The sequence below is a fragment of the Lentzea sp. NPDC006480 genome, from assembly GCF_040611995.1.
GTDB lineage: Bacteria > Actinomycetota > Actinomycetes > Mycobacteriales > Pseudonocardiaceae > Lentzea.
On sequence record NZ_JBEXPJ010000007.1, the window covers coordinates 1 to 22,189 of the forward strand.

General features: G+C 68.2%; 25 protein-coding genes. 9 read left to right on the top strand and 16 right to left on the bottom strand.

Features of this window, described 5'->3' with window-relative positions; genetic code table 11:
* Positions 1 to 54: 54 nt before the first annotated feature.
* The 4 genes from ABZX92_RS04640 to ABZX92_RS04655 form a co-directional block, all read right to left on the bottom strand.
* Entirely contained in the window at positions 55 to 477 is a 423-nt protein-coding gene (locus tag ABZX92_RS04640) for a hypothetical protein (protein WP_355553954.1), read from the bottom strand.
* Between the two features lie 138 nt (positions 478 to 615).
* Positions 616 to 1,788, bottom strand: coding sequence for a UDP-N-acetylglucosamine 2-epimerase (non-hydrolyzing) (gene wecB / locus ABZX92_RS04645; RefSeq protein ID WP_355553957.1), 1,173 nt, complete (start codon positions 1,786 to 1,788; stop codon positions 616 to 618).
* A 66-nt stretch (positions 1,789 to 1,854) separates the two neighbouring features.
* The gene (locus ABZX92_RS04650; RefSeq protein ID WP_045310231.1) at positions 1,855 to 2,043 is read right to left on the bottom strand and encodes an LPXTG cell wall anchor domain-containing protein; all 189 of its coding nucleotides are present in this window, start codon (positions 2,041 to 2,043) and stop codon (positions 1,855 to 1,857) included.
* 14 nt (positions 2,044 to 2,057) lie between these two features.
* The gene (locus tag ABZX92_RS04655; RefSeq protein WP_355553961.1) at positions 2,058 to 2,822 is read right to left on the bottom strand and encodes a choice-of-anchor P family protein; all 765 of its coding nucleotides are present in this window, start codon (positions 2,820 to 2,822) and stop codon (positions 2,058 to 2,060) included.
* Between the two features lie 335 nt (positions 2,823 to 3,157).
* Between ABZX92_RS04655 and xrtP the strand changes: the two genes are divergently transcribed.
* The 6 genes from xrtP (at position 3,158) to ABZX92_RS04685 (ending at position 9,208) form a co-directional block, all read left to right on the top strand.
* On the top strand, positions 3,158 to 3,637 hold the full coding sequence (gene xrtP, locus ABZX92_RS04660) for an exosortase P (protein WP_355554245.1): 480 nt from the start codon (positions 3,158 to 3,160) through the stop codon (positions 3,635 to 3,637).
* Between the two features lie 44 nt (positions 3,638 to 3,681).
* Positions 3,682 to 4,998 carry a glycosyltransferase family 2 protein gene (locus ABZX92_RS04665; RefSeq protein WP_355554248.1) on the top strand — a complete coding sequence of 439 codons (1,317 nt, stop codon included), beginning with the start codon at positions 3,682 to 3,684 and terminating at the stop codon, positions 4,996 to 4,998.
* A gap of 86 nt (positions 4,999 to 5,084) precedes the next feature.
* Entirely contained in the window at positions 5,085 to 5,657 is a 573-nt protein-coding gene (locus ABZX92_RS04670; protein WP_355553964.1) for a biotin transporter BioY, read from the top strand.
* Positions 5,658 to 5,667: 10 nt separating this feature from the next.
* Entirely contained in the window at positions 5,668 to 6,309 is a 642-nt protein-coding gene (locus tag ABZX92_RS04675) for a nucleotidyltransferase domain-containing protein (RefSeq protein ID WP_355553967.1), read from the top strand.
* A 22-nt stretch (positions 6,310 to 6,331) separates the two neighbouring features.
* Positions 6,332 to 7,129, top strand: coding sequence for a TIGR04222 domain-containing membrane protein (locus ABZX92_RS04680; RefSeq protein WP_355553970.1), 798 nt, complete (start codon positions 6,332 to 6,334; stop codon positions 7,127 to 7,129).
* 150 nt (positions 7,130 to 7,279) lie between these two features.
* Positions 7,280 to 9,208: an ATP-dependent DNA helicase gene (locus tag ABZX92_RS04685; RefSeq protein ID WP_355554251.1), complete on the top strand. Its 1,929-nt coding sequence runs from the start codon at positions 7,280 to 7,282 to the stop codon at positions 9,206 to 9,208.
* Here the strand turns inward: ABZX92_RS04685 and ABZX92_RS04690 are convergent.
* The 8 genes from ABZX92_RS04690 to ctaD form a co-directional block, all read right to left on the bottom strand.
* Positions 9,177 to 9,788, bottom strand: coding sequence for a hypothetical protein (locus ABZX92_RS04690; protein WP_355553972.1), 612 nt, complete (start codon positions 9,786 to 9,788; stop codon positions 9,177 to 9,179). The two genes, ABZX92_RS04685 and ABZX92_RS04690, sit on opposite strands and share 32 nt — an antisense overlap.
* Before the next feature lie 48 nt (positions 9,789 to 9,836).
* Positions 9,837 to 10,136 (bottom strand): hypothetical protein, encoded by a 300-nt coding sequence (locus ABZX92_RS04695; RefSeq protein WP_355553975.1) that lies wholly within the window; start codon positions 10,134 to 10,136, stop codon positions 9,837 to 9,839.
* Positions 10,133 to 10,438 (bottom strand): helix-turn-helix transcriptional regulator, encoded by a 306-nt coding sequence (locus ABZX92_RS04700; protein WP_045310239.1) that lies wholly within the window; start codon positions 10,436 to 10,438, stop codon positions 10,133 to 10,135. The genes ABZX92_RS04695 and ABZX92_RS04700 overlap by 4 nt, the downstream gene beginning before the upstream one ends.
* A 66-nt stretch (positions 10,439 to 10,504) precedes the next feature.
* On the bottom strand, positions 10,505 to 11,077 hold the full coding sequence (locus tag ABZX92_RS04705) for a hypothetical protein (RefSeq protein ID WP_355553978.1): 573 nt from the start codon (positions 11,075 to 11,077) through the stop codon (positions 10,505 to 10,507).
* 22 nt (positions 11,078 to 11,099) lie between these two features.
* Positions 11,100 to 12,479 carry a phospholipase D family protein gene (locus tag ABZX92_RS04710; protein ID WP_355553981.1) on the bottom strand — a complete coding sequence of 460 codons (1,380 nt, stop codon included), beginning with the start codon at positions 12,477 to 12,479 and terminating at the stop codon, positions 11,100 to 11,102.
* Between the two features lie 30 nt (positions 12,480 to 12,509).
* A complete protein-coding gene (locus ABZX92_RS04715; RefSeq protein WP_355553984.1) occupies positions 12,510 to 13,187 on the bottom strand; it encodes a peptidyl-tRNA hydrolase in 678 nt (225 codons plus the stop codon).
* The gene (gene serB / locus ABZX92_RS04720) at positions 13,187 to 14,401 is read right to left on the bottom strand and encodes a phosphoserine phosphatase SerB (protein WP_355553986.1); all 1,215 of its coding nucleotides are present in this window, start codon (positions 14,399 to 14,401) and stop codon (positions 13,187 to 13,189) included. The genes ABZX92_RS04715 and serB overlap by 1 nt, the downstream gene beginning before the upstream one ends.
* An 82-nt stretch (positions 14,402 to 14,483) precedes the next feature.
* The gene (gene ctaD / locus ABZX92_RS04725; RefSeq protein ID WP_355553989.1) at positions 14,484 to 16,274 is read right to left on the bottom strand and encodes a cytochrome c oxidase subunit I; all 1,791 of its coding nucleotides are present in this window, start codon (positions 16,272 to 16,274) and stop codon (positions 14,484 to 14,486) included.
* Positions 16,275 to 16,418: 144 nt separating this feature from the next.
* Between ctaD and ABZX92_RS04730 the strand changes: the two genes are divergently transcribed.
* Both ABZX92_RS04730 and ABZX92_RS04735 read left to right on the top strand, forming a co-directional pair.
* Positions 16,419 to 16,928, top strand: coding sequence for a DUF305 domain-containing protein (locus ABZX92_RS04730; protein ID WP_355554254.1), 510 nt, complete (start codon positions 16,419 to 16,421; stop codon positions 16,926 to 16,928).
* A 16-nt stretch (positions 16,929 to 16,944) separates the two neighbouring features.
* Positions 16,945 to 17,739 carry an aminoglycoside phosphotransferase family protein gene (locus ABZX92_RS04735; protein ID WP_355553992.1) on the top strand — a complete coding sequence of 265 codons (795 nt, stop codon included), beginning with the start codon at positions 16,945 to 16,947 and terminating at the stop codon, positions 17,737 to 17,739.
* Here the strand turns inward: ABZX92_RS04735 and ABZX92_RS04740 are convergent.
* The 4 genes from ABZX92_RS04740 to ABZX92_RS04755 form a co-directional block, all read right to left on the bottom strand.
* Positions 17,736 to 18,338, bottom strand: a complete 603-nt coding sequence (locus ABZX92_RS04740; protein WP_355553995.1) for an LPXTG cell wall anchor domain-containing protein — start codon at positions 18,336 to 18,338, stop codon at positions 17,736 to 17,738. The genes ABZX92_RS04735 and ABZX92_RS04740 overlap by 4 nt on opposite strands.
* Before the next feature lie 102 nt (positions 18,339 to 18,440).
* Entirely contained in the window at positions 18,441 to 19,142 is a 702-nt protein-coding gene (locus ABZX92_RS04745) for an LPXTG cell wall anchor domain-containing protein (protein WP_355553998.1), read from the bottom strand.
* A 375-nt stretch (positions 19,143 to 19,517) separates the two neighbouring features.
* Positions 19,518 to 20,891 (bottom strand): HEXXH motif-containing putative peptide modification protein, encoded by a 1,374-nt coding sequence (locus ABZX92_RS04750; protein WP_355554001.1) that lies wholly within the window; start codon positions 20,889 to 20,891, stop codon positions 19,518 to 19,520.
* A 118-nt stretch (positions 20,892 to 21,009) separates the two neighbouring features.
* Positions 21,010 to 21,162, bottom strand: coding sequence for a hypothetical protein (locus ABZX92_RS04755; RefSeq protein ID WP_355554004.1), 153 nt, complete (start codon positions 21,160 to 21,162; stop codon positions 21,010 to 21,012).
* A 156-nt stretch (positions 21,163 to 21,318) separates the two neighbouring features.
* On the opposite strand from ABZX92_RS04755, the gene ABZX92_RS04760 reads away from it, so the two are divergent.
* Positions 21,319 to 22,125, top strand: a complete 807-nt coding sequence (locus ABZX92_RS04760) for an FCD domain-containing protein (RefSeq protein WP_355554007.1) — start codon at positions 21,319 to 21,321, stop codon at positions 22,123 to 22,125.
* Positions 22,126 to 22,189: the final 64 nt, after the last annotated feature.

Genomic DNA, 22,189 nt, shown 5'->3' on the forward strand with positions numbered 1-22,189 from the left:
ACCGCACGTACCTGTTCGACGGCGGCAGGAACTGCAGCACCACGGCCGCGACGGTCAGCCCCAGCACGACGATGCTGATCGCGGTACCCGGCTGCTGCGGATGGACCACTCGCCGATCTTGAGCCGCGGGCCGTTCTTCGCGACGAGCGCGGACAGCTCGAACGCCTTGCCCTTGGCCACGGACGTCGTCTTGGTGAGCAGCTCCGCCTGGTTCACGACCTCGGTCGTGCAGGCCGAGCTGGTCTCACCGACCTTGAAACCGTTCTTGCTCACGGCCGGGCTGGACCCGGTGACCGTGCCCGCCTGGTCCGGGTTCACGTCGCACACGGCGAGCGGCTCGACCTTGAACGTCTGGTCCGCCTTGGCGAAGTCGGCGGATCCCGAGCTGGCCGTGCCGGGCGGGTTGCTCGCGAAAGCGGGAGCCGCGGTGGCGAACGTCAACGCGGCAACCGCCCCTGCGATCACACTCTTTCGCACTGTTGCTCACTCCCCTATGGCTCGATTTACCACCGCCCGATAATGGTTGTGATGGGGGGCGTGATTAACAGCTCGGCACCCCATGTCACCCATTCGTGAATTCGCAATTACACGACTGGGTGACAGGCAAGCTGTTCGTCAGCGCACACCCACCAACGTGGCGAACGGCTCCCGGCGCGGCAGAGCTGTCGGCAGACCCGCCAGCCTCTCCAGCGCGGAGCACACCCGGACCGCGGCACGCCCGTCGCCGAACGGGTTGCGCCCCAAGGGAAGCCGCAGCCGGGAGCCGAGCACCCAGCCCGCTTCGGCGAGGATGCGGGTGGTGTCCGTGCCGACGAGCCAGGCGCACCCGGCGTCGACGGCGAGCATGCGTTCGGTGGTCTCGCGCAGCACCAGCACCGGGACACCGAACGTCGGCGCCTCCTCCTGGATGCCACCGGAGTCGGTCAGCACGAGGGCCGCGCGGCGCAGCACTCGCACGAGATCGGGGTAGTCCAGCGGGTCGGTGATGACGACTCGTTCGTGGCCACCCAGCAGTGACACGACCTGTTCGCGCACACCGGGGTTCGGGTGCGCGGGGATCAGCACGTGCAGGTCGGGATGGCGGTCGGTGATGGCGCGCACGGCGTTGAGCACGCGCATCAGCGGACGGCCCCACGACTCGCGGCGGTGCACCGTGACGAGCATCAGCCGGCCACCGGTGGCGTCCAGAGTCCGTTCCAGTGCAACGAGATCCGGGCTGGACGCGGGCAGATCGGCGGACGCGACGCGTTGCACGGCGTCCACGACGGTGTTGCCGGTGACGACGATGTGGCTGTCCGGCAGGGATTCCGCGTTCAGCGCGTTGGCGGCGTCGTCGGTCGGCGCGAGGTGCAGCGAGGTGATGCGGGAGATCATCTGCCGGTTCCCCTCCTCGGGGAACGGGCCGTAGAGGTCACCGGTGCGCAGACCGGCTTCGAGGTGCGCCACGGGGATTCCGCGCCAGAACGAGGCGAGTGCGGCGGCCAGAGTAGTAGTGGTGTCGCCCTGCACGAGGGTGACCGCGGGGTCGCGCTCCTCCAGCACGGCGTCGAACTCGGGCAACAGCCGGGAGACCAGCTCGGCCTGGGTGCCGTTGATCCTGGGCACGTCCAGCCGCACGTCCGGCACCAGGTCGAAAGCGCCGAGCGCCTGTTCGACCATGCCTGCGTGCTGTCCACTGTGGACGATTGTGGGGCGGAGGGCGGGGTGGCCCTTCAACGCGATGGCGACCGGGGCGATCTTCACGGCTTCCGGCCGCGTACCGGCGACCAGCAGAACTTCTTTCCTCACCGTAGTCCTCTCTCGGGGAGACCGGGAGACCCGCCTGGGACCGGGGGCAATCCCAGGCGGGCTCTGTCAGCCGGCTCGGTTTCTGGCCTTCGCCGTGGCGGGTACGCGCTTGCGGCGCGTGCTGTGCAGCAGGAACGCGCCCACGAGCAGGAGGACGATTCCCGCGACGATCCACCACGTCACGTCCGCGCCGGTGACCGCGAGGGCTCCGACACCCGTGCCGACACCGATGCCGGTACCGGGGACCTTGTACATCTGCTGCTCCTCTTTTAAGCCGCGTTGAGCGACGCGCGACGGCGCAGCGCCACGAACGCGACCGGAGCAGCGACGACACCGAGCAGGCCGAGGCCGATCCACAGGCCCGCCCCCGACGCCATCGGGATGGGCAGGCCGGCGGGACCGCAGGTGGCGGACGAGAGGATCACGTCGCCGGTGCCGAGGGAGCCGAGCTTGCCCTGCAACAGCTTCACGTGAATCGCGTTCACGGTGAGGCTGCCGTCGCCGTTCTTGTACTGCTCGTTGAAGATGACTTCGGCGATCTTGATGCCCGCCAGTTCCACGTTGAGCACCGTGTTGGGCGCCGGATCCGCGTTCACCTGGCCGAGCTTGCCGAGGTTCACGCCCGCGAGCTTGGACTTGCCGACGAGCCCCTTCTGGGTCGCCGCGCACTCCGCCTCGACCAGCTCGGCGGAGATCTTGCCGGTGACCTTGGAGAGCAGGTCGACCCGGACGTCCGCGGTGCTCGCCCGCGAGTACACGCCGCCGGACTTGTCGTCGCGCGACGCGGAGGCGTTGATGACACCGGTCTTCAGAATCCCGGGCAGGTCAACGCCGGCGAACGTGTTCTGGGTCGGCCCGTTCGCGTTGGCGGCGGCGAACGGTTCGGCGTGGACCGCCGGGTTGCCGAGCAGCGTCACGTCGAGCCTCGCACCGTATGCCGAGGCGTCCCCCGGAGCGGCCGAAGCAGGTGCGGCACCGACCAGGAGTGCGGCAATCGCGATGACTCCTGCCAGTCCCGTCATTCGGACACGCATGAAACTCCTTCCCTTGATTCCTCCGGCCCCAGGGCGCGCCGATACCAATCTGGTTTCACGCTTTCCGGGGGCAATTACCGGCATCGGCTTTCTTTCGAGGGAACTGAGGGTTACTCCCCGTATCGGGGGACACGACCACCCAACTCGCCCAGTCGGGGCCACTCATCGTGGGTTTTTTGATCAATTTCCGGTTACGGCGTCACCCGATCCGGGGGTGAGGGCTGACGTTGCGTCTACCGATGGAACGTCAGGTAGCCCGTCTGGGCGCTCCCTCAATCGGTGGAAAGGATCCTCGGGTGACGCTTGCCGTGCGCCGCACCGCATTCCCGAGCCGGGTGACGGTGGTCGTCCTGCTCGCGGTTGCCGCGGGACTCGTGTTCGCACACCGCCTGTACCGCACGGCGGAGATCTCGCTGTCCGGCGCGATTCTCAGCGTCATCAGCTCCTACGGCGTGGACGTGATCCCGGACCGGCAGACCGTCTACTTCGGACTGGGCTCGGACACGCCGCTGGGCCTGCGGATGACGCCGGAGTGCACCTCGGCGTTCCTGGTGCTGCCGCTGATCGTCGTCGGTGCCGTGATGATCGCGCTCAGGCCTCGCATCCAGTCGCGCGTGCTGTTCGCCCTGGGAGTCGCCGCGCTGGCGGTGGTGATCGTGAACCAGTTCCGCGTGCTGACCCTGGTCGGGCTGGTGCAGTGGCTGGGCGTCGACACCGGGTACTACTGGGGCCACACGCTGCTGGGCTCGATGGTGAGCGTCTTCGGTGGCGCGGCCGCGCTGGTCGCCTTCGTCTGGCTGGCCACCCGCAAGTGAGCCTCGACCTCGTCCTCGGGTTCACGCAGGCGCTCGCTCTGACGATGAGCGTCGCCTTCGTGACGTACGTTCTCTTCATCGTGGTGCCGTACCTGCGGCGCAAACCGGCGCCTCTGGGCGATCCCGCATCGTTGGAGTGGCACTTCTTCGTGCCGTGCCGCGACGAGGAAGCCGTCATCGGTGACACGATCAGGTATCTGCGGGGGACCTTCCCCATCGCGCACGTGTGGGTGATCGACGACGACTCCGACGACCGCACTGCCGGCGTTGTGCGGACGTTGAAGCGCAACGGCGGTGTGCGCGACACGCACATCCATCTCGTGCAGCGCCAACGGCCCTATGCCCGGACCGGCAAGGGCAACGCGTTGAACGACGCGTACAGAACGTTGAAACTGTGGATGGGCCGTCGGGCGGACACGGACCGCGCGATCATCGTGGTGGTGGACGCTGACGGACGGCCGGCTCCCAACTGCCTGGAAGTCTGTGCGGCTGCTCATCTCTTCGGCAACCCGCGGATCGGCGCCGTGCAGGTGGACGTGCGGATGATCAACGCGGGCCTGCGCCAGCCGGGTGTCTCGTTGTGGCGGCGGACTTTCGGTGCCGCGCTGGTGCGGATGCAGGACCTGGAGTTCCGCACGGCCATCGCGGCGATCCAGATGTCGCGCGGCGCCACCGGCACGATCTCCATGGGCGGCAACGGTCAGTTCACCCGGCTGTCCGCTTTGGACTCGATCGCCGGGCGGACCGGTTCGCCGTGGCGCGGCTCGTTGCTGGAGGACTTCGAGCTCGGCGTGCACCTGCTGACCGCGGGCTGGCACACCGGGTTCTCGTTGGACACGCACGTGAACCAGGAAGCGCTGTACTCGTTGCGCCGTTTCTTGGCGCAACGCACGCGTTGGGGCCAGGGAACCATGCAGTGCATGCGTTATTTGCGGCGCATCTGGGACTCCGAGCACCTGACGACCCTCGGTGCCGCCGAGATGATGTACTACCTCGCGCAACCGTGGATGCAGTTGCTCGGCACGCTCATCTACCCGATTCCCATGGCGCTCATGGCTTACCGGTTCGCGGTGTCGCCTGCCGAAGTCGTGGCGTGGTTCTTCGACGGCGCGTGGATCCTCTTCACCGTGTACGGCGCCTTCGGCCTGTTGCCGTTCGTCTTGTGGGGGCCGGTGTACCGCGCGCGTTGTGTGCCGGTCTCGTTCTGGAAGTCCATCGCGTACGGGTTCGGCTACGCGCTGTACATCTACACCTTCTACATCACGTCGTGGCGCGCGCTGATTCGCTTGGTACGCGGCAACAACGGCTGGACCAAGACCCGCCGCAACACCGAACGTCGTGTGGTCACCGCGGATGTGTGACCGATCACTTTGTAGAGATCGAACAAAGACGTTCTCGAGTTCCCCTGGTTAACCTCAGGTTCTCTCGATTCCGCCTGGGAGGGAACGTGACACTCGCACTCGCGCCCCGTCGCACCGTGCTCGCCGACTTCGTGCCGGGCGCACTGGTCCGCGACCTGACCCTGGTCGTCGCCGGTGCCGCCTTCACCGGCCTGGCCGCGCAGGTGGCCCTGCCGATCCCGGGCAGCCCGGTTCCGCTGACGGGCCAGACTTTCGCCGCGCTGCTGGTCGGCGCTGCTCTGGGCTGGCAGCGCGGCGCGACCTCGATGCTCCTGTACTTGATCGCGGGCGTCGCGGGCGTGCCGTGGTTCCAGGGCGGTTCGTCGGGTGTGCCGGTGTCGCTGGGCTACGTCGTGGGCTTCGTGTTCGCCGGCGCTCTCGTTGGCGCACTCGCCGGACGCGGCGGCGACCGCACGCCGTTGCGCGTCGTCGGCACCATGGCTCTCGGCAACCTGGCGATCTACGCCGTCGGTGTGCCGTGGCTGATGGCCGTGACCGGCATGTCTTTCTCCAAGGCCGTGGCTGTCGGCGTGGTCCCGTTCCTGCTCGGCGACGCCCTGAAGATCGCGCTGGCGGCCGGCGTGCTGCCGGGAGCCTGGGCACTCGTCCGGCGTCGGTAGCTTGGACCAGGTGATCACACCTGGGGAACATCTGTCGTTCTTGGACGCGCGCCTGCCCGGTCTCGTGGTGGGCGCGCACGTCTACGGGTCGCGGGTGCTGGACGACGTCGTCGCCGACTCGGACCTGGACATCGTCATCGAGCTGTCTTCAGCTGCCGAGGTGCCTTCGTTCGAGGGTGCTGACGTCGCCGTGGTCCTGGCCGGCTCGCTGGAGAAGCCGGTTTTCGACGTGACGCCGTTGGCCGGCGAGATCACTCCGGTGTTGTGGCAGCAGCTGCGGACCGTAGGTCAAACCGTGCGCGGCGCACGCCCCACATGTCCGGGCACGTCCGCAGACGTCGAGGCCTACTGCCGCGACAACCTCGTCAGCTACTGGCAGCGCTTGTTCGAGCAGGTTCGCACGATGCCCGAATTGCCGCCAGAAGACATCCTCTGGATCGGACTGGGCCCCGCGCGCTTGTGGCACACCATCCGCACGGGCGAGATCGTCAGCAAGTCGCGCGCAGGCGTGCTGGCCGCCGCCCACTGGCCCGACCTACCACTCCTGGACTTGGTGTCGGTCCGCCGCGGCTCACAGCTACCGCTCACCGACACTCACCTGAAGGCGGCCATCGAGCTGTTCGACCGGATCCTGGCCGACGTAACGACCTGAGGCTTCTGCCCGAGAAATCCGCGTGACGACGCATACTCCGGAAGAGCTGGGCTGTCTCGTCGGCGGCCCATCCCGCGCCGCCGAGGTGGCCCTGGCCCGCCTGCTGCACGCCGGCGCGGTCCGGATCTCCCGCGACGGCGTGGTGACCGCCGTCCACCGCAACCCCGGCCGCCTCACGCCGCTGGAAGCGCGGATCCTGAACAGCGTCCAGGTGGGCAGGTACCTGCACGACGTCCTGCGGGAGACGGCCACCTCACCTGAAGCCGAGGGCCTGCGTCACCACCTCGCGGACCGCGGCCTGCTGCGGCACCACCGGTCGTGGCGCCCCAGGTTGTACCCGTGGCTGTTCCTGCTCGGGACGGCGCTCGCGCTGGCCGGGTTCTTCCGGATCGTGGTGCCGGACCTGCTGCGGGAGCTCCCGGTGCCGAACATCACCGAGTACCCGCCCTGGTACTTCTTCGCGGCCGGCGTGGTGGTGTTCGTCTGGGCCTCGGTGCTGAAGGCGCGCGACCCCGGCCGACTGCGGACCAGGACCGGCTACCGCCTGGCGAAACGGGCACAGCTGCGGGTCAGCACACAGGATCCGGTGGGCGCGGTCGCGTCGAGGGGCCTGCGCGGGAGGGTCGGCAGGGTCGCGATCGCCGGGATGCTGGGGCTGACGCCGGTGATGGTCGGACTGCTGCCCGCGCGTGACACGTCGTCCAGCAGCAGTTGCGGCAGCGGGTGTTCGTCGAGCTCGTGCGGCAGCGGTGACAGCGGGGGCAGCAGCTGCGGTGGAGGTGGCTGCGGCGGCGGGTGCGGTGGAGGCGGCGGCGACTGAGTCCGCCGCATCCGGGTCGGCGGTGTCTGGCGGAGACTGTCGGACCTGCCGGGTACGGTCTGTCTCGTGCCTGAAGTTCCCCCCACGCTGAGCCTCCTCGAGACCGCCGTCCACGCCGTCGGTGGTGCGGAGCGCCCTGGCCAGGTGGAGATGGCCGAGGCCGTCGACCACTCCATCCGCACGGGCGAGCATCTCGCGGTGCAGGCGGGCACGGGCACCGGCAAGTCGCTCGCGTACCTGGTGCCGTCGATCAGGCACGCCGTGGCGGAGGCCGAGACGGTGGTCGTCTCCACGGCCACGATCGCCCTGCAGCGGCAGCTGGTCGACCGGGATCTGCCGCGTCTCGCGAAGGCGTTGAAGAAGGAGCTCGGCCGCGAGCCCACGTTCGCCATCCTCAAGGGCCGCAGGAACTACCTGTGCATGCACCGCGTCCACAACGGCGCGCCGGACGAGCCGGACGACAGCGTGCTGTTCGACCCGTTCGCGATGTCGAAGCTCGGGCGTGAGGTGAAGCGGCTGAACGAGTGGTCGTCGGACACCGAGACCGGTGACCGCGACGAGCTCGTGCCCGGCGTGAGCGAGCAGGCGTGGCGGCAGGTCAGCGTCACCGCGCGCGAGTGCCTGGGTGTGTCGAAGTGCCCGATCGGCACCGACTGCTTCGCGGAGAAGGCGAGGGCGCAGGCCGGCAAGGCGGACGTGGTGGTCACGAACCACGCGATGCTCGCCATCGACGCGTTGGAGGGCTACCAGGTGCTGCCGGACCACGACGTGGTGGTGATCGACGAGGCGCACGACCTGGTCGACCGCGTCACGTCGGTGGCCACGGAGGAGCTGAGCGGCGCGTCCGTCGCGATGGCGGCGCGCAGGTGCGGGCGGCTGATCGACCAGGACATCGCGGATCGCCTCGCCGAGGCGAGCGACGGCCTGGCCATGATCCTGGAAGACATGCCGTCCGGCCGGCTCGACGCCCTCCCCAGGGCACTGGCCGGCGCCCTGGCCGCCACCCGCGACGCGGCGCACAACTGCATGTCGGCGATGGGGCCGGAGCGCAAGGAGGACCCGGACGGGGCGACGGCGCGCAAGCTCGCGCTGGCGTTGCTGGAGGAGGTCCACGACTGCGCGGTGCGGATCCTCGACGCGTTCGGCGAGGAGCACGACGTCGTGTGGGTGTCGGGCGACTTCAACCAGAAGTCGCCGGTGCTGCGGGTCGCGCCGCTGGGCGTCGGCGGGCTGCTCCGGGAACGACTGTTCGCCAAGCGCACCACGGTCCTGACCTCCGCGACCCTCACGCTGGGCGGCGCGTTCGACACGATGGCCCGCCAGTGGGGCCTGCCGCCGTCGGAGAAGGTCCGCAAGATCGAGGGCGCGGCCACCGACAAGGAGATCAAGGACGTCGACGGTCCCAAGTGGACCGGCCTGGACGTCGGCTCGCCCTTCGAGCACGGGTCGAGCGGCATCCTTTACGTGGCAAGGCATCTGCCGCAACCGGGCCGCGACGGCCTGCCCCCTGAGTACCTCGACGAGATCGAGGGCCTGGTGAACGCGGCGGGCGGCCGCGCACTCGGCCTGTTCTCCTCGACGCGCGCGGCCAAAGCGGCCACGGAAGCGCTGCGGGACAAGCTCGACTACCCGATCCTGTGCCAGGGCGACGACGCGACGGGCCTGCTGGTCAAGAAGTTCTCCGAAGACGAGCGCACCTGCCTCTTCGGCACCCTGTCGCTGTGGCAGGGCGTCGACGTCCCCGGCCCGTCCCTGCAGCTCGTGATCATGGACCGCATCCCGTTCCCGCGCCCTGACGACCCGCTCGCCTCCGCCCGCCAGAAGGCCATCAACTCACGCGGCGGCAACGGCTTCCTCACCGTCGCCGCCACGCACGCCGCCCTGCTGCTCGCTCAGGGCGCGGGCCGGTTGCTGCGCTCGATGTCGGACAAGGGCGTCGTGGCAATCCTCGACCCGAGGCTCGCCACGGCCCGCTACGGCGGCTTCCTGCGCGCCTCTCTCCCCCCGTTCTGGACGACCTACGACCCCGAGGTGGTCAGGGCCGCCCTCAAGCGCCTGGACGCGGCCCAAACCAAATAGACTCAGCCACCCTGATCCGTTCGATCAACTCGTCCCGGAACGCCTGAGCTTCCTGGAGTTCCTCCTCGGAACCCTCGGCTCGTTTCAGCGCGCCTTCCAGGATTTTCAACGCCTGGCGCTCGTCACCGCGCGCATCAGCCTGCCGCGCGGCGTTCTCCATTGCTTTGGCGAGCTTCGAGGTCGCTTCGGGCTCCTGCGCGGCCTTGTTGATCCGGATCCAGTTGCCACCGGGATCCACCACGCTGAACCCGGAGTACCTGTCGTTGCGCACCCGCGGCCGGGTCATCCGCGGAATGCCGGAGATGAGCACTTTCCCGTGCGCCGCCCGCATCCCCGCCGCGAACGCCTCGTACAACGGACCGGTGTCCTGCACGATTACGAGGCACGTGCCGTACGACTGCTCGGGATCGAAGCCGTCCATCCCGAAGAAGTGCAGGTTGATGTCTTCCCGCTGCAAAGCCACGTGCGGGTTCGGCCGCGTCTGCCGATAGGTCACCGAGAAGCCGAGCATCTCGTAGAACGACGCGATCTCATCAATGTCCGGACAGGGCAGGAGTGGAATCGTCAGTTCGTTCGCCACCGCCCGAAGCTAAGCCCGGTAGCGCCGAAACGACACCGAGCAATTTGCTCAAGCGAACAGCAGTGCAACCCCGCCGAGCACCAGCAACGCCGACACCACAGCGATCGCCAGCACCCGCCCACGCGACGTTCCCGCGTGCTTCAACGCCATGCCCAACGGCCCGATCCCAGCCACGACAGCACCTTTCGACGGTATGGCGACGACAGCGCGCAACGCCCCGAACGCCACCATCAACGGCGACATCCCAAGTTCGCGCGCCCCAACAACATCCGCTTCCCACTGCTCGCGATAGAGCTCATCACCCACAACGGCCGCCGCGAACCGCACCACCAACAACGCCACCTTCATTGCGCCGTCCTGGGCACGAATCGCGGCTCCGGAGCGGCCCGCGCAACGACCTTCCGCGCTTCAGCCGCCCCGTCCGCCGTCAGCCGGTACATCCGCCGCCGAGGCCCGCGCCGTTCCGCGTCGTCATCCCACTCCGACGTGACCCAGCCGGCCCGCTCCAACCGGTCGAGCAACGGATAGACGCTGCCCGACGGCCGCCCGGTCAGCTTGATGATCTCCAGCCCCCAGCGCGGCTCATCCGCACCCAGCAGCACTTCGAGCACGTCGACGGTGGCCTTGCCGATGCGTTGCAGTGGCTCCACGCCACCAATACTACCTATGTAGATTAAGCCGTCAAGGTGCGTCCAGCGAGAACGTGCCGATCGGCCTCAGCCGTGCAGGCCCAGCCGTTCGAGCAGTTCGTCGCGGAACTCCAGCGCCGACTCCCGCTCCTCCTCCGAAGCGTGCGTCTCCCGCACCAACGCCCCTTCGAGGATCTTCAACGCCTGCCGCTCAGCCCCGTGCGACCCGGCCAGCGTCACCGCGTTGCGCAACGCCCGAGTCAGCCCGTTCCGCGACGGCTCCCGCTCCCGCACCGCCGGCACCACCCGGATCCAGTTGCCACCGGGGTCGACGAACAGGAACCCGTCCCGCCGCGGCCGGGTCATCCGCGGAATGCCCGTGAGCAGCACCTGCCCGTACACCGCGCGCATGCCGGCGGCGAACGCCTCGTACATCGATCGCGGATCCTCGACCTGGATCAAGCACGAGCTGTACGACTGCTCCACGACATACCCGGGGATGCCGAAGAAGTGAAGGTTGATCTCCTCACGCCGCACCGACAGGTACGCGTTCGGCCGGTACTGGCGGTACGTGACCGTGAACCCGAGCATCACGTAGAACTCGGCCACCTCGTCGATGGAGGCGCACGGCAGCAGCGGGATCGTCACCTCGTTGGCCACGTCGCCAAACTAGACCCAGAGATCAGCCGTCGACCAGCAATCCGCGTAACGGTCCTTGCAACCTTCCGGCCCGCCGCGACACCCCGGGCAGCGGACTCACCCGCGCGCGACCCTTCAGGGCAGGCCTCCACACCCGGTCGACCACCTCGTCCGCCGGACCCGACACGGAAACGCCCAGATGCTCCGTCCACAGCCGGATGCGCGTCGCACGGGCCACCGCGGCGTCGTCGGTCACCACGTTGACCTCGGTGTCGTTGAACAGCGAGTGCTCGTTCAGGTTCGCCGAGCCGACCGAGAGCCACTGATCGTCCACAATGGCCAGCTTCGCGTGCACGTAGACCGGAGCATCGCCATGTGCGACAAGGGTTGCCGCGACCAGCCTCCGATCGACGTCCGCGTCGATCAACCGGCCCAGCTGACCGCGGGTGGTGTCGGCGCCGTTGCTGGGTTTCTGCGGCAGCAGCAGCACCATCCGGAACTCGTCAGAAGGCGGCCGGCACAGCTTCTCGATCAGCACCTCGGTGATCTCCGGCGACCACAGGAACTGGTTCTCCAGGTAGATCAACGACTCAGCCGACCGCAACGCCCGCAGGTACGAGTCGAGCAGGCTGAAGTCGCCGTGCGGCGCGAACGAGTAGGTCTTCTCCGGCACCGTCCGCACCACCTGCACGGACGACGACCCGGCCTCCGGAGGAACCTCGGGCGCGGGCAGGGTCTCCCCCGCGATCTCCAGCCAGCGCGCCGCGAAGTGACCGGCCACCTCCGCCACGACCGGGCCCTCCATCTTCGCCACGTGGTCGTGCCAGCCGAGGTCGCGCGGCGGGTGCTCCGGCGAGTCGTGCCGGTCGCCCTCGACGGCGGTCATGTCCAGCCCGCCGACGAACGCCACGTCGTCGACGATCACGATCTTCTCGTGGTGGCAGTGCAGGGTCCGCTCGCGCGCGTCGAGCTCGCACCGGACGGCGCCGCAGTCCCAGAACGCCTTCTGCGCAGCCAAAGCTCGCTTCCGGGTCGGCTCGAAGAACGGGATCGGCGGCCCGGCCCACAACAGCACGCGCACCGGAACCCGTTCCGCCGCGGCGGAAAGCAGCTCGCGCAGCTGCGGCGCACCCGGCTCGCGGGTCAGCCGGAAGTCCGGCGACGCGTGCCAGTTCGCGATGTGGACGTACTTCTGCGCGTTCTCGATCGCTTCCGCCACCACGGGAAACGCCGTGGCGCCGTCGATCAGGACCTCGATCTTGTTGCCGCGCTGGACGGTTCGGCGAGGCGTGAACCACCCCGTGGCGTCGCCGTCCAGTACCTCGCCCCACCCCAGCCGCCGCAGCCGACGGCCGTGATGGGAGCACAGCACGTTCTCCAGCCCGTCACCGAGCCGCGCGTCGAGCACGTCGAGTAAGCCCACGAGCCGGAGATTTACCCGGTTAGCCCGATGTTAAACAGCAAGTACCGTCGTCGTGCCCGGCTCGACCTCCGTGAAACCCGCGTCCCGCACCGCCACGACGTCGCCGCGGTGGATCAACGAGTCCCACTCGGCCACCGACGGAGTCCGCACCGCACACCGGTAGTCCAACGCCGCCCAAGCCTTCAGCTCGTCCACGGACAGGTGCGGCGCCAGCAACATCGACGCGTGCCCGACCTGCGCCGCGAGCTTCCCTGCGGACATCTCGACCCGCGGGTTCACGTACAGCAGCCGCGCACCCTCGGGCACCGGTCCAGGCGAGTCCACCGGCAGGTCGGAGCCCGAGATCTGCAGCTTCGCGACCTCGCGCGGCGTCTCGGACACCAGCACCGGCAACAACGACCGCACCGACGCCCCGTCGACCGTCACCGTCACGCCCGGCAGCTCCTGCACCGCGTCCCACTGCACACCACGCGCCCGCCGCGACACCTTGCGAATCCGCCCGGCCACCCACGCGCGCACGGCCTCGTGCCACTCCCCGCCGACATCCGCACGCGGATCCAGGCACACCGCGACCGCCGAAGCAGCCGCGGCCTCCAGCAACGCCGTCCGCGCGGGCGGATCGACCCGCTCGATCCGCAACACCATCGGCATCGCGCGGACTTCGGACTCCTCGGCGTAGTTCCGGGAAGCGATCAGGTCGAGGATCATCACAGCCGGGTCAGCTCCAGGCCGTCCGCCGCGTCCGCGGCCTCCACCTCGGCGCGCGTCACGCCGAGGATGAACAGCACGGCGTCCAGGAACGGGTGCGACAGCGCCGTGTCCGCCACCTCGCGCAACGCGGGCTTGGCGTTGAACGCGATCCCCAGCCCGGCAGCCCCGAGCATGTCGATGTCGTTCGCGCCGTCACCAACTGCCACGCACTGCGCCAGCGAGACGCCGGCCTCCTCGGCGAACCGCCGCAACGCCACGGCCTTGCCCGGCCGGTCGACGATCTCGCCGACCACCTTGCCGGTCAGCTTGCCGTCCACGACTTCGAGGGTGTTCGCCGCGCAGAAGTCCAGGTGCAGCTCGTCGGCCAGCGGCGTGATCACCGAGGTGAACCCACCGGACACCACACCGCAGTAGAACCCGAGCCGCTTCAACGTGCGGATCGTCGTGCGCGCGCCGGCCGTGAGCTCCAGCGACGCCCCGACCTCGTCCAGCACCTTCTCGTCGAGGCCCTCCAGCAGCGCGACCCGGCGCCGCAGCGACTCGGCGAAGTCGAGCTCACCGCGCATCGCGGCCTCGGTGATCTCGCGCACCTGTTCCTCGCACCCGACGTGCGCGGCCAGCATCTCGATCACCTCGCCCTGGATGAGCGTGGAGTCGACGTCGAACACGATCAGCCGCTTGGCCCGCCTCGTGAGGCCCGCTCGTTCGACCGCGATGTCCAACCCGACCCGCACGGACACGTCCGCCAGCGCCGAACGCAGCTCCGCGTCGTTCTCCAGCGTGTCGTCCGCGACCGAAACCCGCAGCTCAAGACCCGTGACGGGGTAGTCGGCGACACCGCGGATCGCGTCGATGTTGACGCCCAGAGACGCCAGCCTGCGCGCGACCTCGGTGAACGCCTTGGCCGTCACCGGGCGGCCCAGCACGATCAGCACGTGCGAGGACTCCAGGCGCGCGGTGCGCTTCGAGTCGGCGCCGAGCTCGATCTCCACATGCATCGAGACAGTGGCCATGGCCTGCTCGACCGACTCCTGCAGCCCCTCGGGGTCGTGGTCGGTCGACACCAGCGCGCCAAGCACCAGCCGGCCCCGGATCACGACCTGCTCGACGTCCAGCACCTCGACTCCGTGCCTGGTCAGCACGGCGAACAGCACCGAGGAGACACCAGGCTTGTCGGGGCCGGTCACGGTGATCAGCACGGGCGTTTTCACGTCGTCGTCTCCTCGTAAGACGCGGCGAGCCCCGACCGCGTGGCAGCAGTCGGGGCTCGTCGTTGAACCTGTGAACAGCAGGTTACTTGTCGTGGTTCGGGTCGTCCTTTTCGGAGGCCGTACCCGACTTGATGGCCGCGGCCGCGAGCTCCGAGGGAGCGGGCTTGGCGTCCTTGTGCGCGATGACCTTGCCGGTGAAGGTCACGTGACCCTCGTTCCGGATCCGCTCGATCATGTGCGGGTAGTGCAGCTCGAACGCCGGGCGCTCCGAACGGATCCGGGGCAGCTCGGTGAAGTTGTGCCGCGGCGGCGGGGACGAGGTGGCCCACTCGAGCGAGTTGCCGTAGCCCCACGGGTCGTCGACCGTGACGACCTCACCGAAGCGGTAGCTGCGGAAGACGTTCCAGATGAACGGCAGCGTCGACGCGCCCAGGATGTAGGCACCGATCGTCGAGATCATGTTCAGCGTCGTGAAGCCGTCGGACGCGAGGTAGTCGGCGTAGCGGCGCGGCATGCCCTCGTTGCCCAGCCAGTGCTGGACGAGGAACGTCGCGTGGAAGCCGATGAACGTCGTCCAGAAGTGCAGCTTGCCGAGCGGCTCGTTCATGAACCGGCCGGTGATCTTCGGGAACCAGAAGTAGATACCCGCGAAGGTCGCGAACACGATCGTGCCGTAGAGCACGTAGTGGAAGTGCGCGACGACGAAGTACGTGTCCGACACGTGGAAGTCGATCGCGGGTGCGGCCAGCAGGATGCCGGAGAGGCCACCGAAGAGGAACGTGACGATGAAGCCGATCGAGAAGAGCATCGGCGTCTCGAACGTCAGCTGGCCCTTCCACATCGTGCCGATCCAGTTGAAGAACTTCACGCCGGTCGGGACCGCGATGAGGAACGTCATGAAGGCGAAGAACGGCAGCAGCACGGCGCCGGTCGCGTACATGTGGTGCGCCCACACGGCAACAGACAGGGCCGCGATGCCGAGCGTCGCGTAGACCAGGCCGTTGTAGCCGAAGATCGGCTTGCGGCTGAACACCGGGAAGATCTCGGACACGATGCCGAAGAACGGCAGGGCGACGATGTAGACCTCGGGGTGTCCGAAGAACCAGAAGAGGTGCTGCCACAGGATCACGCCGCCGTTGGCGGGGTCGAACACGTGGGCGCCGAGATGCCGGTCTGCCAGCAGGCCCAGCAGGGCCGCGGTCAGGATCGGGAACGCGAGCAGCACCAGCACCGACGTCACCAGGATGTTCCAGGTGAAGATCGGCATGCGGAACATCGTCATGCCGGGCGCGCGCAGGCAGACCACGGTGGTGATCATGTTGACCGCACCGAGGATCGTGCCCAGACCACCGATGACGAGGCCGGAGATCCACAGGTCGGCGCCGACGCCGGGCGAGTGGATCGCGTTGCTCAGCGGGGTGTAGGCGAACCAGCCGAAGTCGGCCGCACCACCGGGGGTGATGAAGCCGGACATCACGATCAGGCCGCCGAAGAGGTACAGCCAGTACGAGAACGCGTTGAGACGCGGGAACGCCACGTCGGGCGAGCCGATCTGCAACGGGAGCACGAAGTTCGCGAAGCCGAACACGATCGGCGTCGCGTACAGCAGCAGCATCACGGTGCCGTGCATCGTGAAGAGCTGGTTGAACTGCTCCTGGCTGAGGAACTGCATGCCGGGACGGGCCAGCTCGGTCCGCATCAGCATGGCCATCGCGCCGCCGACCATGAAGAAGGCGAAACTCGTGACCAGGTACAGGATGCCGATCTGCTTGTGGTCCGTGGTGCGGAACATCCGCAGCAGGAAGGACCCCTTGACCGCAGTGCGCGTCGGATAAGGACGCGTTGCGATCGGCTGCGGGGCTACGGCCGTCACGGTGCCTCCAGGCCTTGGTGGGACCAGTTCGTTCGGGAAACTCCCCGGGATATTAGACGGAGCCGATCAGCTCCATTCGGGTGGGCCATGGCCGCCTGCCAGCGGCGTAGCGCACGTCACACGTATCCTGCCGCCGTGCTCCGAATGGTCCTCGCTGTCGCTTCCGTCCTGATCATGTCCGCCTGCGGCTCGCCCGCCACGCACAACTCCGCGGACGTCGCGTTCGCGCAGGGCATGGTGCCGCACCACGAGCAAGCGCTGGAGATGACCGCACTGGTCGCCTCCCGCACGGAGAACCCCCGCGTGATCGACCTGGCGACGCGGATCTCGTCGGCGCAGAAGCCCGAGATCGACCGCATGAACGGGTGGTTGAAGGACTGGAACGCGCCCGTCCAGGCTTCGTCGCATTCGTCACACGGCCACTCCGACTCGCACGGCATGGTCGAGCTGGGCAACCTCGCCGACCTCTCCGACACGGAGTTCGACCGCCAGTGGCTCTCGCTGATGATCCTGCACCACCGCGGCGCCGTGGAGATGGCGAAGAAGCACCTGTCCGCCGGCACTGATCCAGGCGCTCGCACGCTGGCGCAGGACGTCATCGCGCACCAGGAGAAGGAGATCGCGGAAATGGAGTCGCTTCTCCCACAGGGCTGATGCCAGCCTCTTTGCCGTGAGCACCTCAGCAGCCGTACGCGCAGCCGTGTCGTTCGCGGCCTCGCACGGCGTGGTCTGCACAGACCCCGTCGTCATGAAGGCCGGCAGCAACGTGATCGTGCACCTGCGCCCGGCCCCGGTCGTGGCCCGGGTCGCCTCACGCACGGCCCTCGTCCGCCCGTCGGTCTCCTCGCATTTCGCCCGCGACCTCTCGGTGTCTTCCTTTCTGGCCTCGCGCGGCGTTCCGGTCGTGACGCCTTCCGCAGAGCTACCCGCGGGGCCTCATGTGGTCGACGGCTTCGTTCTGGCGTTCAGCACCTACGTCCCGCACGACCCTTCCGCAGAGCTGTCGCGCCCCGACGTGCTCAAGATGCTGCCCGACCTGCACGCCGAACTTCGCCACTACGACGGCTCGCTGCCCACTCGCGGTCCTCTGGACGACACCGACAACACGCTCGCTTATCTGTCCGCGCGGGGTGTTCCGGACCTGGAGCCGTTCTACACACGCCGCTCCGAGCTCCTGGAGTTCTGGGACGCGCACTACAACGACGTCCAACCACTGCACGGCGATCCGCACCACGGCAACCTGCTGATGACCGCGGCCGGCCCGGTGTGGCTCGACTTCGAGGACACCTGGCGCGGCCCCGTCGCCTGGGACCTGGCCTGCCTGGCCGGTGAAGCCGGTCCCGAGGCCGCCCAGCGCACCGCGGACATCTACGGCGGCGGGGCGGCTCCTCAGGACGTGGAGTTCCACGTCGAAGTGCGCATCCTCTTCGGCACCCTGTGGGGCCTGCTGATCGAGAACTCCTAGGCGCGCCGCCTGCGCAACACCAGCAACACCGCGGCACCCGCAGCCACAAGCGCGGCACCCAGCCCGAGCAGCCAGGCCGACCCGAACCCGGTGGCCGCGAGCTCGTCCTTCGAGGCGGGCGCGGTCGTCGTCGGCACGGGAGTGGCAGTCGCACTGCTCGGCGGCGTGGTGCTGCTCGGCGGCGTGGTGCTGCTCGGCGACGTCGGCACGCTGCTGCTGGGCGGCTCGGTGACCGTGCCGCAGGCGAACCACGCGGTGATCTTCTCCGGCAGCCGCCCGGAGTCGACTGGCGCGTGCAGGTCCGCCCATCCCTTCGCCAGCTTCCCGGCGAGGTAGACGTTGTAGCCGGAGCTGCTGACGACCACGACCGAGGTGATCCCGGTGTGGTCCAGCACGTCGATGTACGTGCCCTCCTTGACGTCCGCCTTGACCGAAGCAGGCGCGATCGTCGTACCGGCGAGCCCAGCGGCCGCACAGGTCTCGACACTCTTCTCGTGCACGGTGGCCCGCGAGTCCCCTGCGTCGGCCGCCTGCGCGGTGGCGGTCGACACGATCAGCACGAACAGGGCCCCGGCGAAGGCGGCTAACGATCTCGGCATGGCCGGGATCCAAGCCCATCGCCACGCCGCATCCGTCATGCACCCGAACGCACGAACGCCGGAGCAGCCGTCCAGGCTCCTCCGGCGTTCAGCTGAGAGCTCCTAGGCGCGACGCCTGCGCAGCACGAGCAGCACGGCGGCACCGGCGGCCAGCAGAGCGGCACCCAGCCCGACCAGCCAGGCGGACCCGAACCCGGTCGAGGCCAGGTCCTCGTCAACCGGCGCAGCCACCGTCGTCGTGGTGGTCGTGGTGGTCACGACCTCCGAGGAAGACGGCGTCGTCGTCTCGGACGAGCTCGGGGTCGACGAGTGCGTCACGGTCGAGGACGAGGTCGTTGACGAGCTGCTGCTCGACGTCTGCTCCTTGTCGACACCGCAGGCGTACCAGTGGCTGATACCGGGGATCTGGCCGCCGTTGTTGAACGGCGAGCGCAGGTCGTTCCACGGCAGCGCCCCGAGCTTGTCGGCGAGGTAGACGTTGTACGCGTCCCCGCCCTTCACCACGACGCCGGTGATCGTCACACCGGAGGGGATCACGGTGATGTCGACGTCCGGAGTGCCCTTGCCGCCGGTGAACGTGAACTTGTCCGAGGTGATGGACGTGCCGGTCAGACCACCGACGGTGCAGGCCGTCTTCCAGTTCCACTCGACGTTGCCGTCGTAAGCGACCGCGCGCTGGTCACCGGAGTCGAGAGCCGGCTTGTCGGGCTGGGCGAACGCGGTGGTCACCAGGGAGAGGGTGGCCACGGCAACCAGGGCGGCGGCACCGAGCAGGCCGGATCTTCTCAGGGGCGTCAGGCGCATCGGGTTACTCCGTTGGGGTTCGGCGGGATGCCGAGATCTAAGACCATCGACGTCCCCCTAACGGGTGAAGAGGCGGTCTCAGGTACGCCTTGTGGCCCAGTTGTTATGCCCCTGTGAAGTTGAGTCCCGAACGACCAAACGCGGGAGGGGACCGGTGCACCGGTCCCCTCCCGCGAAAGTCAACGAAGCATCAGTCGGTCTGCGCGACCTCGGATGGACGCAGGTAAACCGTGGCACCGCCATTGGGCATGTGCCGGAAGAAATCAACCTGGTTCACAGGCTGACCAACCACTGGACCCACACCACTGGGAAGTTGCGGGGTGCGCCCGCCCTGCGTCGGAGGCGTCATGGGCGAGCGGACTGGCTGGTTCGGGGTCACGTCATCGGATCCTTCTCGAATGGGATGATTCGTCCCCTGGCTCGAACGAGAGATGCGTTTTCGAGCGATCCGAGCGCGACGTTCAAGCGCCGGATCACGGCGCCTTCTGAAGCACTCCACTCTTCGACTGCAACGGCCACCATCGCGGCCGCCTCTATCGTGGCGCTTTCGTCGTCGAACTGGGCTATGGCCCAGCTGGAGTCCGCGTCGAGCCAGAAGATGTCAAGAGGGCGTCCTGCCCTCGCCACCACCATTCGCCCTGACGCCGCCTGGGCGAGCCTCAGTCCGGGTGCCAGCTGGAAGTGACCATTTACGAGGCATACGTCCGGGAGTGTCGCACCGTTCACAGAGGACGGCATCTCATCGACGTGACCTGGAGAAACGTGGTCGAGCAGCGCGTACAGGAGCCAGCGCGCGTCCGAGCGCAGATCGGCCTCGTGCGCGACGAGCCACCGACCGATCTCGGCAGCGCGGTCCTGCGCCTTCGGCAGCAGGGAGACCTGGCTGAGCTCCTGGGAACCGCACACGCGGAAGAATTGGGCAAGCGCCGTGTAGGCGTGCCAAGCGGCGAACGTCTGCTCCAGTGGCCAGTCGGCCTTGGACCACGAGTTCACGAAATGGTCGGCTTCTTCCGCCCGCGCACCGTCGAGGAATTCGCGGGTGACGGCGAAGTCGAAGAATTTGAGATGGGAGCACTCGTGCACGAGTGCCTCGACGATCTCGATCGCGGTCGCCGGCTCGTCGATCAGCACCAGGCCGGGCATGTACCGCGTCGACGCGGACACGACGCCACCTGAAGTCTCCGCCTTGAGAACGGCGAACAGGTCGAGATGAGATAGGAGGTCGTCGGACATCTCCAGCGCCAGCCGTCTGAACAGCCGCACCGCCTCGCCGACCAGCGCGAGAGCGGCGGTGAAACGCTCGCCGTCGGCTTCGGTCAGCACCTGCGGACGTGCTCCAGGCGGCGCGATGATTCGCAACGGGGTGGCCAGCTTGTGAGTCGCCTGCGAATCCGACACGACGTCGACGCCCGCAGCGTCACGCACGTCGATCCTCGCAGCCTCGAACAACGTCTCCGCCGTGAGGTCGTCATGGCCGGCGAGGGCACGACCGAGCTCGTAGCGGATCGCCGGGTGATCCACCAGCTTGTCCGACAACTGCACACCGGGCGCGAAGATCTCGCCCGCGAGCCGGTAGAGCGTCCGCCGCTCGTCGACCAGCACGCTGGCGGGCGCGATGGACGCATGCATCACATGCGTGCTCGCGAAAGTCGGCACCGCCGAACCAATCACCGACACAACCTTGTACTTGCGTGCCCGACGCCAATGAGGTCTGGGGCGGCACCAAGAATCGATGTCGCCCTCGTACAAGCGCGGAAGCGTACCGGTAACTGGCAACGCTGTGATAGCCGACACCCCTCAAACAGGCCGATGCCCGCGTCACCTGCGGATTCCAGGTGACGCGGGCATCTGTCTCCCCTCCCCGACATCAGCTCAGCATGATGCTGGTGACGTTCACGAAGCCGACTACGGCAAGCGCGACGATGGAGACGGCGAGCATCGTCAACACGGTGCGCCATCCGATCGCGGTGACGGCGACTGCGACGGCGGCGGCGATTCCGAGTGCACTCCCTGCGGACATCTCGATCCCTCCCGACTAGCGAGCCCGTGCTCCTGGGTGTGGGCGATCCCAGGCGTCTCGCATGACATAAGAGTCCCGCGCGGTCGGTTGTCTGTCAACGGTCGCCAGGTTGCCAGACAAGTTGCAACCAGACGGCAAGAGCCCTAGACTGAACCAATGCCCGCCGACGACGCACACCTCGGCGAGAGCTGGGCGCTCTCGCCCGACTCGCGTCGCCCGCTGCCGGAGCTGATCGAGCAGAAGCTCCGTGAGCAGATCATCGGCGGTGCACTCAAGGCCGGTGACCGGCTCCCCACCGAACCCGAACTCGCCCGTATGTTGGATGTCGCGCGGAGCTCGCTGCGTACAGCTCTGCAGCGGTTGCAGCTGCAGGGCATCGTCGAGGTGCGTCGTGGCCTGGGCTGGTACGTGCGCCGGACCGATCTCGCGGCGATCGAGGAACACCTCGAGGGCAGGCTGGCGGCGAAGCGGTTCTCCGCGACCGACCTGCTGGAAGTGCGCATTTCACTGGAGACCACCGCGACGGCTCTCGCCGCGGTCCGCGCGGGCGACGGCGAACTGGACGAGCTCGCGAAGCTCAATCGCCGCTACCAGCGCGCCCCGGTCGACGACCAGCAGGAAGTGATCGAGTCGGACGAGGAGTTCCACCTGGCGCTGATCCGGGCGAGCCACAACGAGCTGCTGGAGGAGATGTACCAGGCGCTCGTGCCGGGTCTGCAGGACTGCAAGCGGCACGCGCACCCGTCCCGCGAGGTCCACAACAGGTCGGCCAACGAGCACGAACAGGTGATCTGGTTCCTCCGCCGCCGAGACGAGGCCGGCGCGAAGACCGCGATGACCACGCATTTGCTCGGTCTGTACAACGACATCGTCACTGACGACGCTGAGCCCAAGGCCACGTTGACCACCTACGTGGGAGACCACGACGAGCCGAGATGGCCCCGGTCGCGGGGCACCACCTAGTACGGCGTCCGCCGAAAGGCTCTGGCGCGAATGCCGCCTCACTCCCACCATGTATGGACAGCCG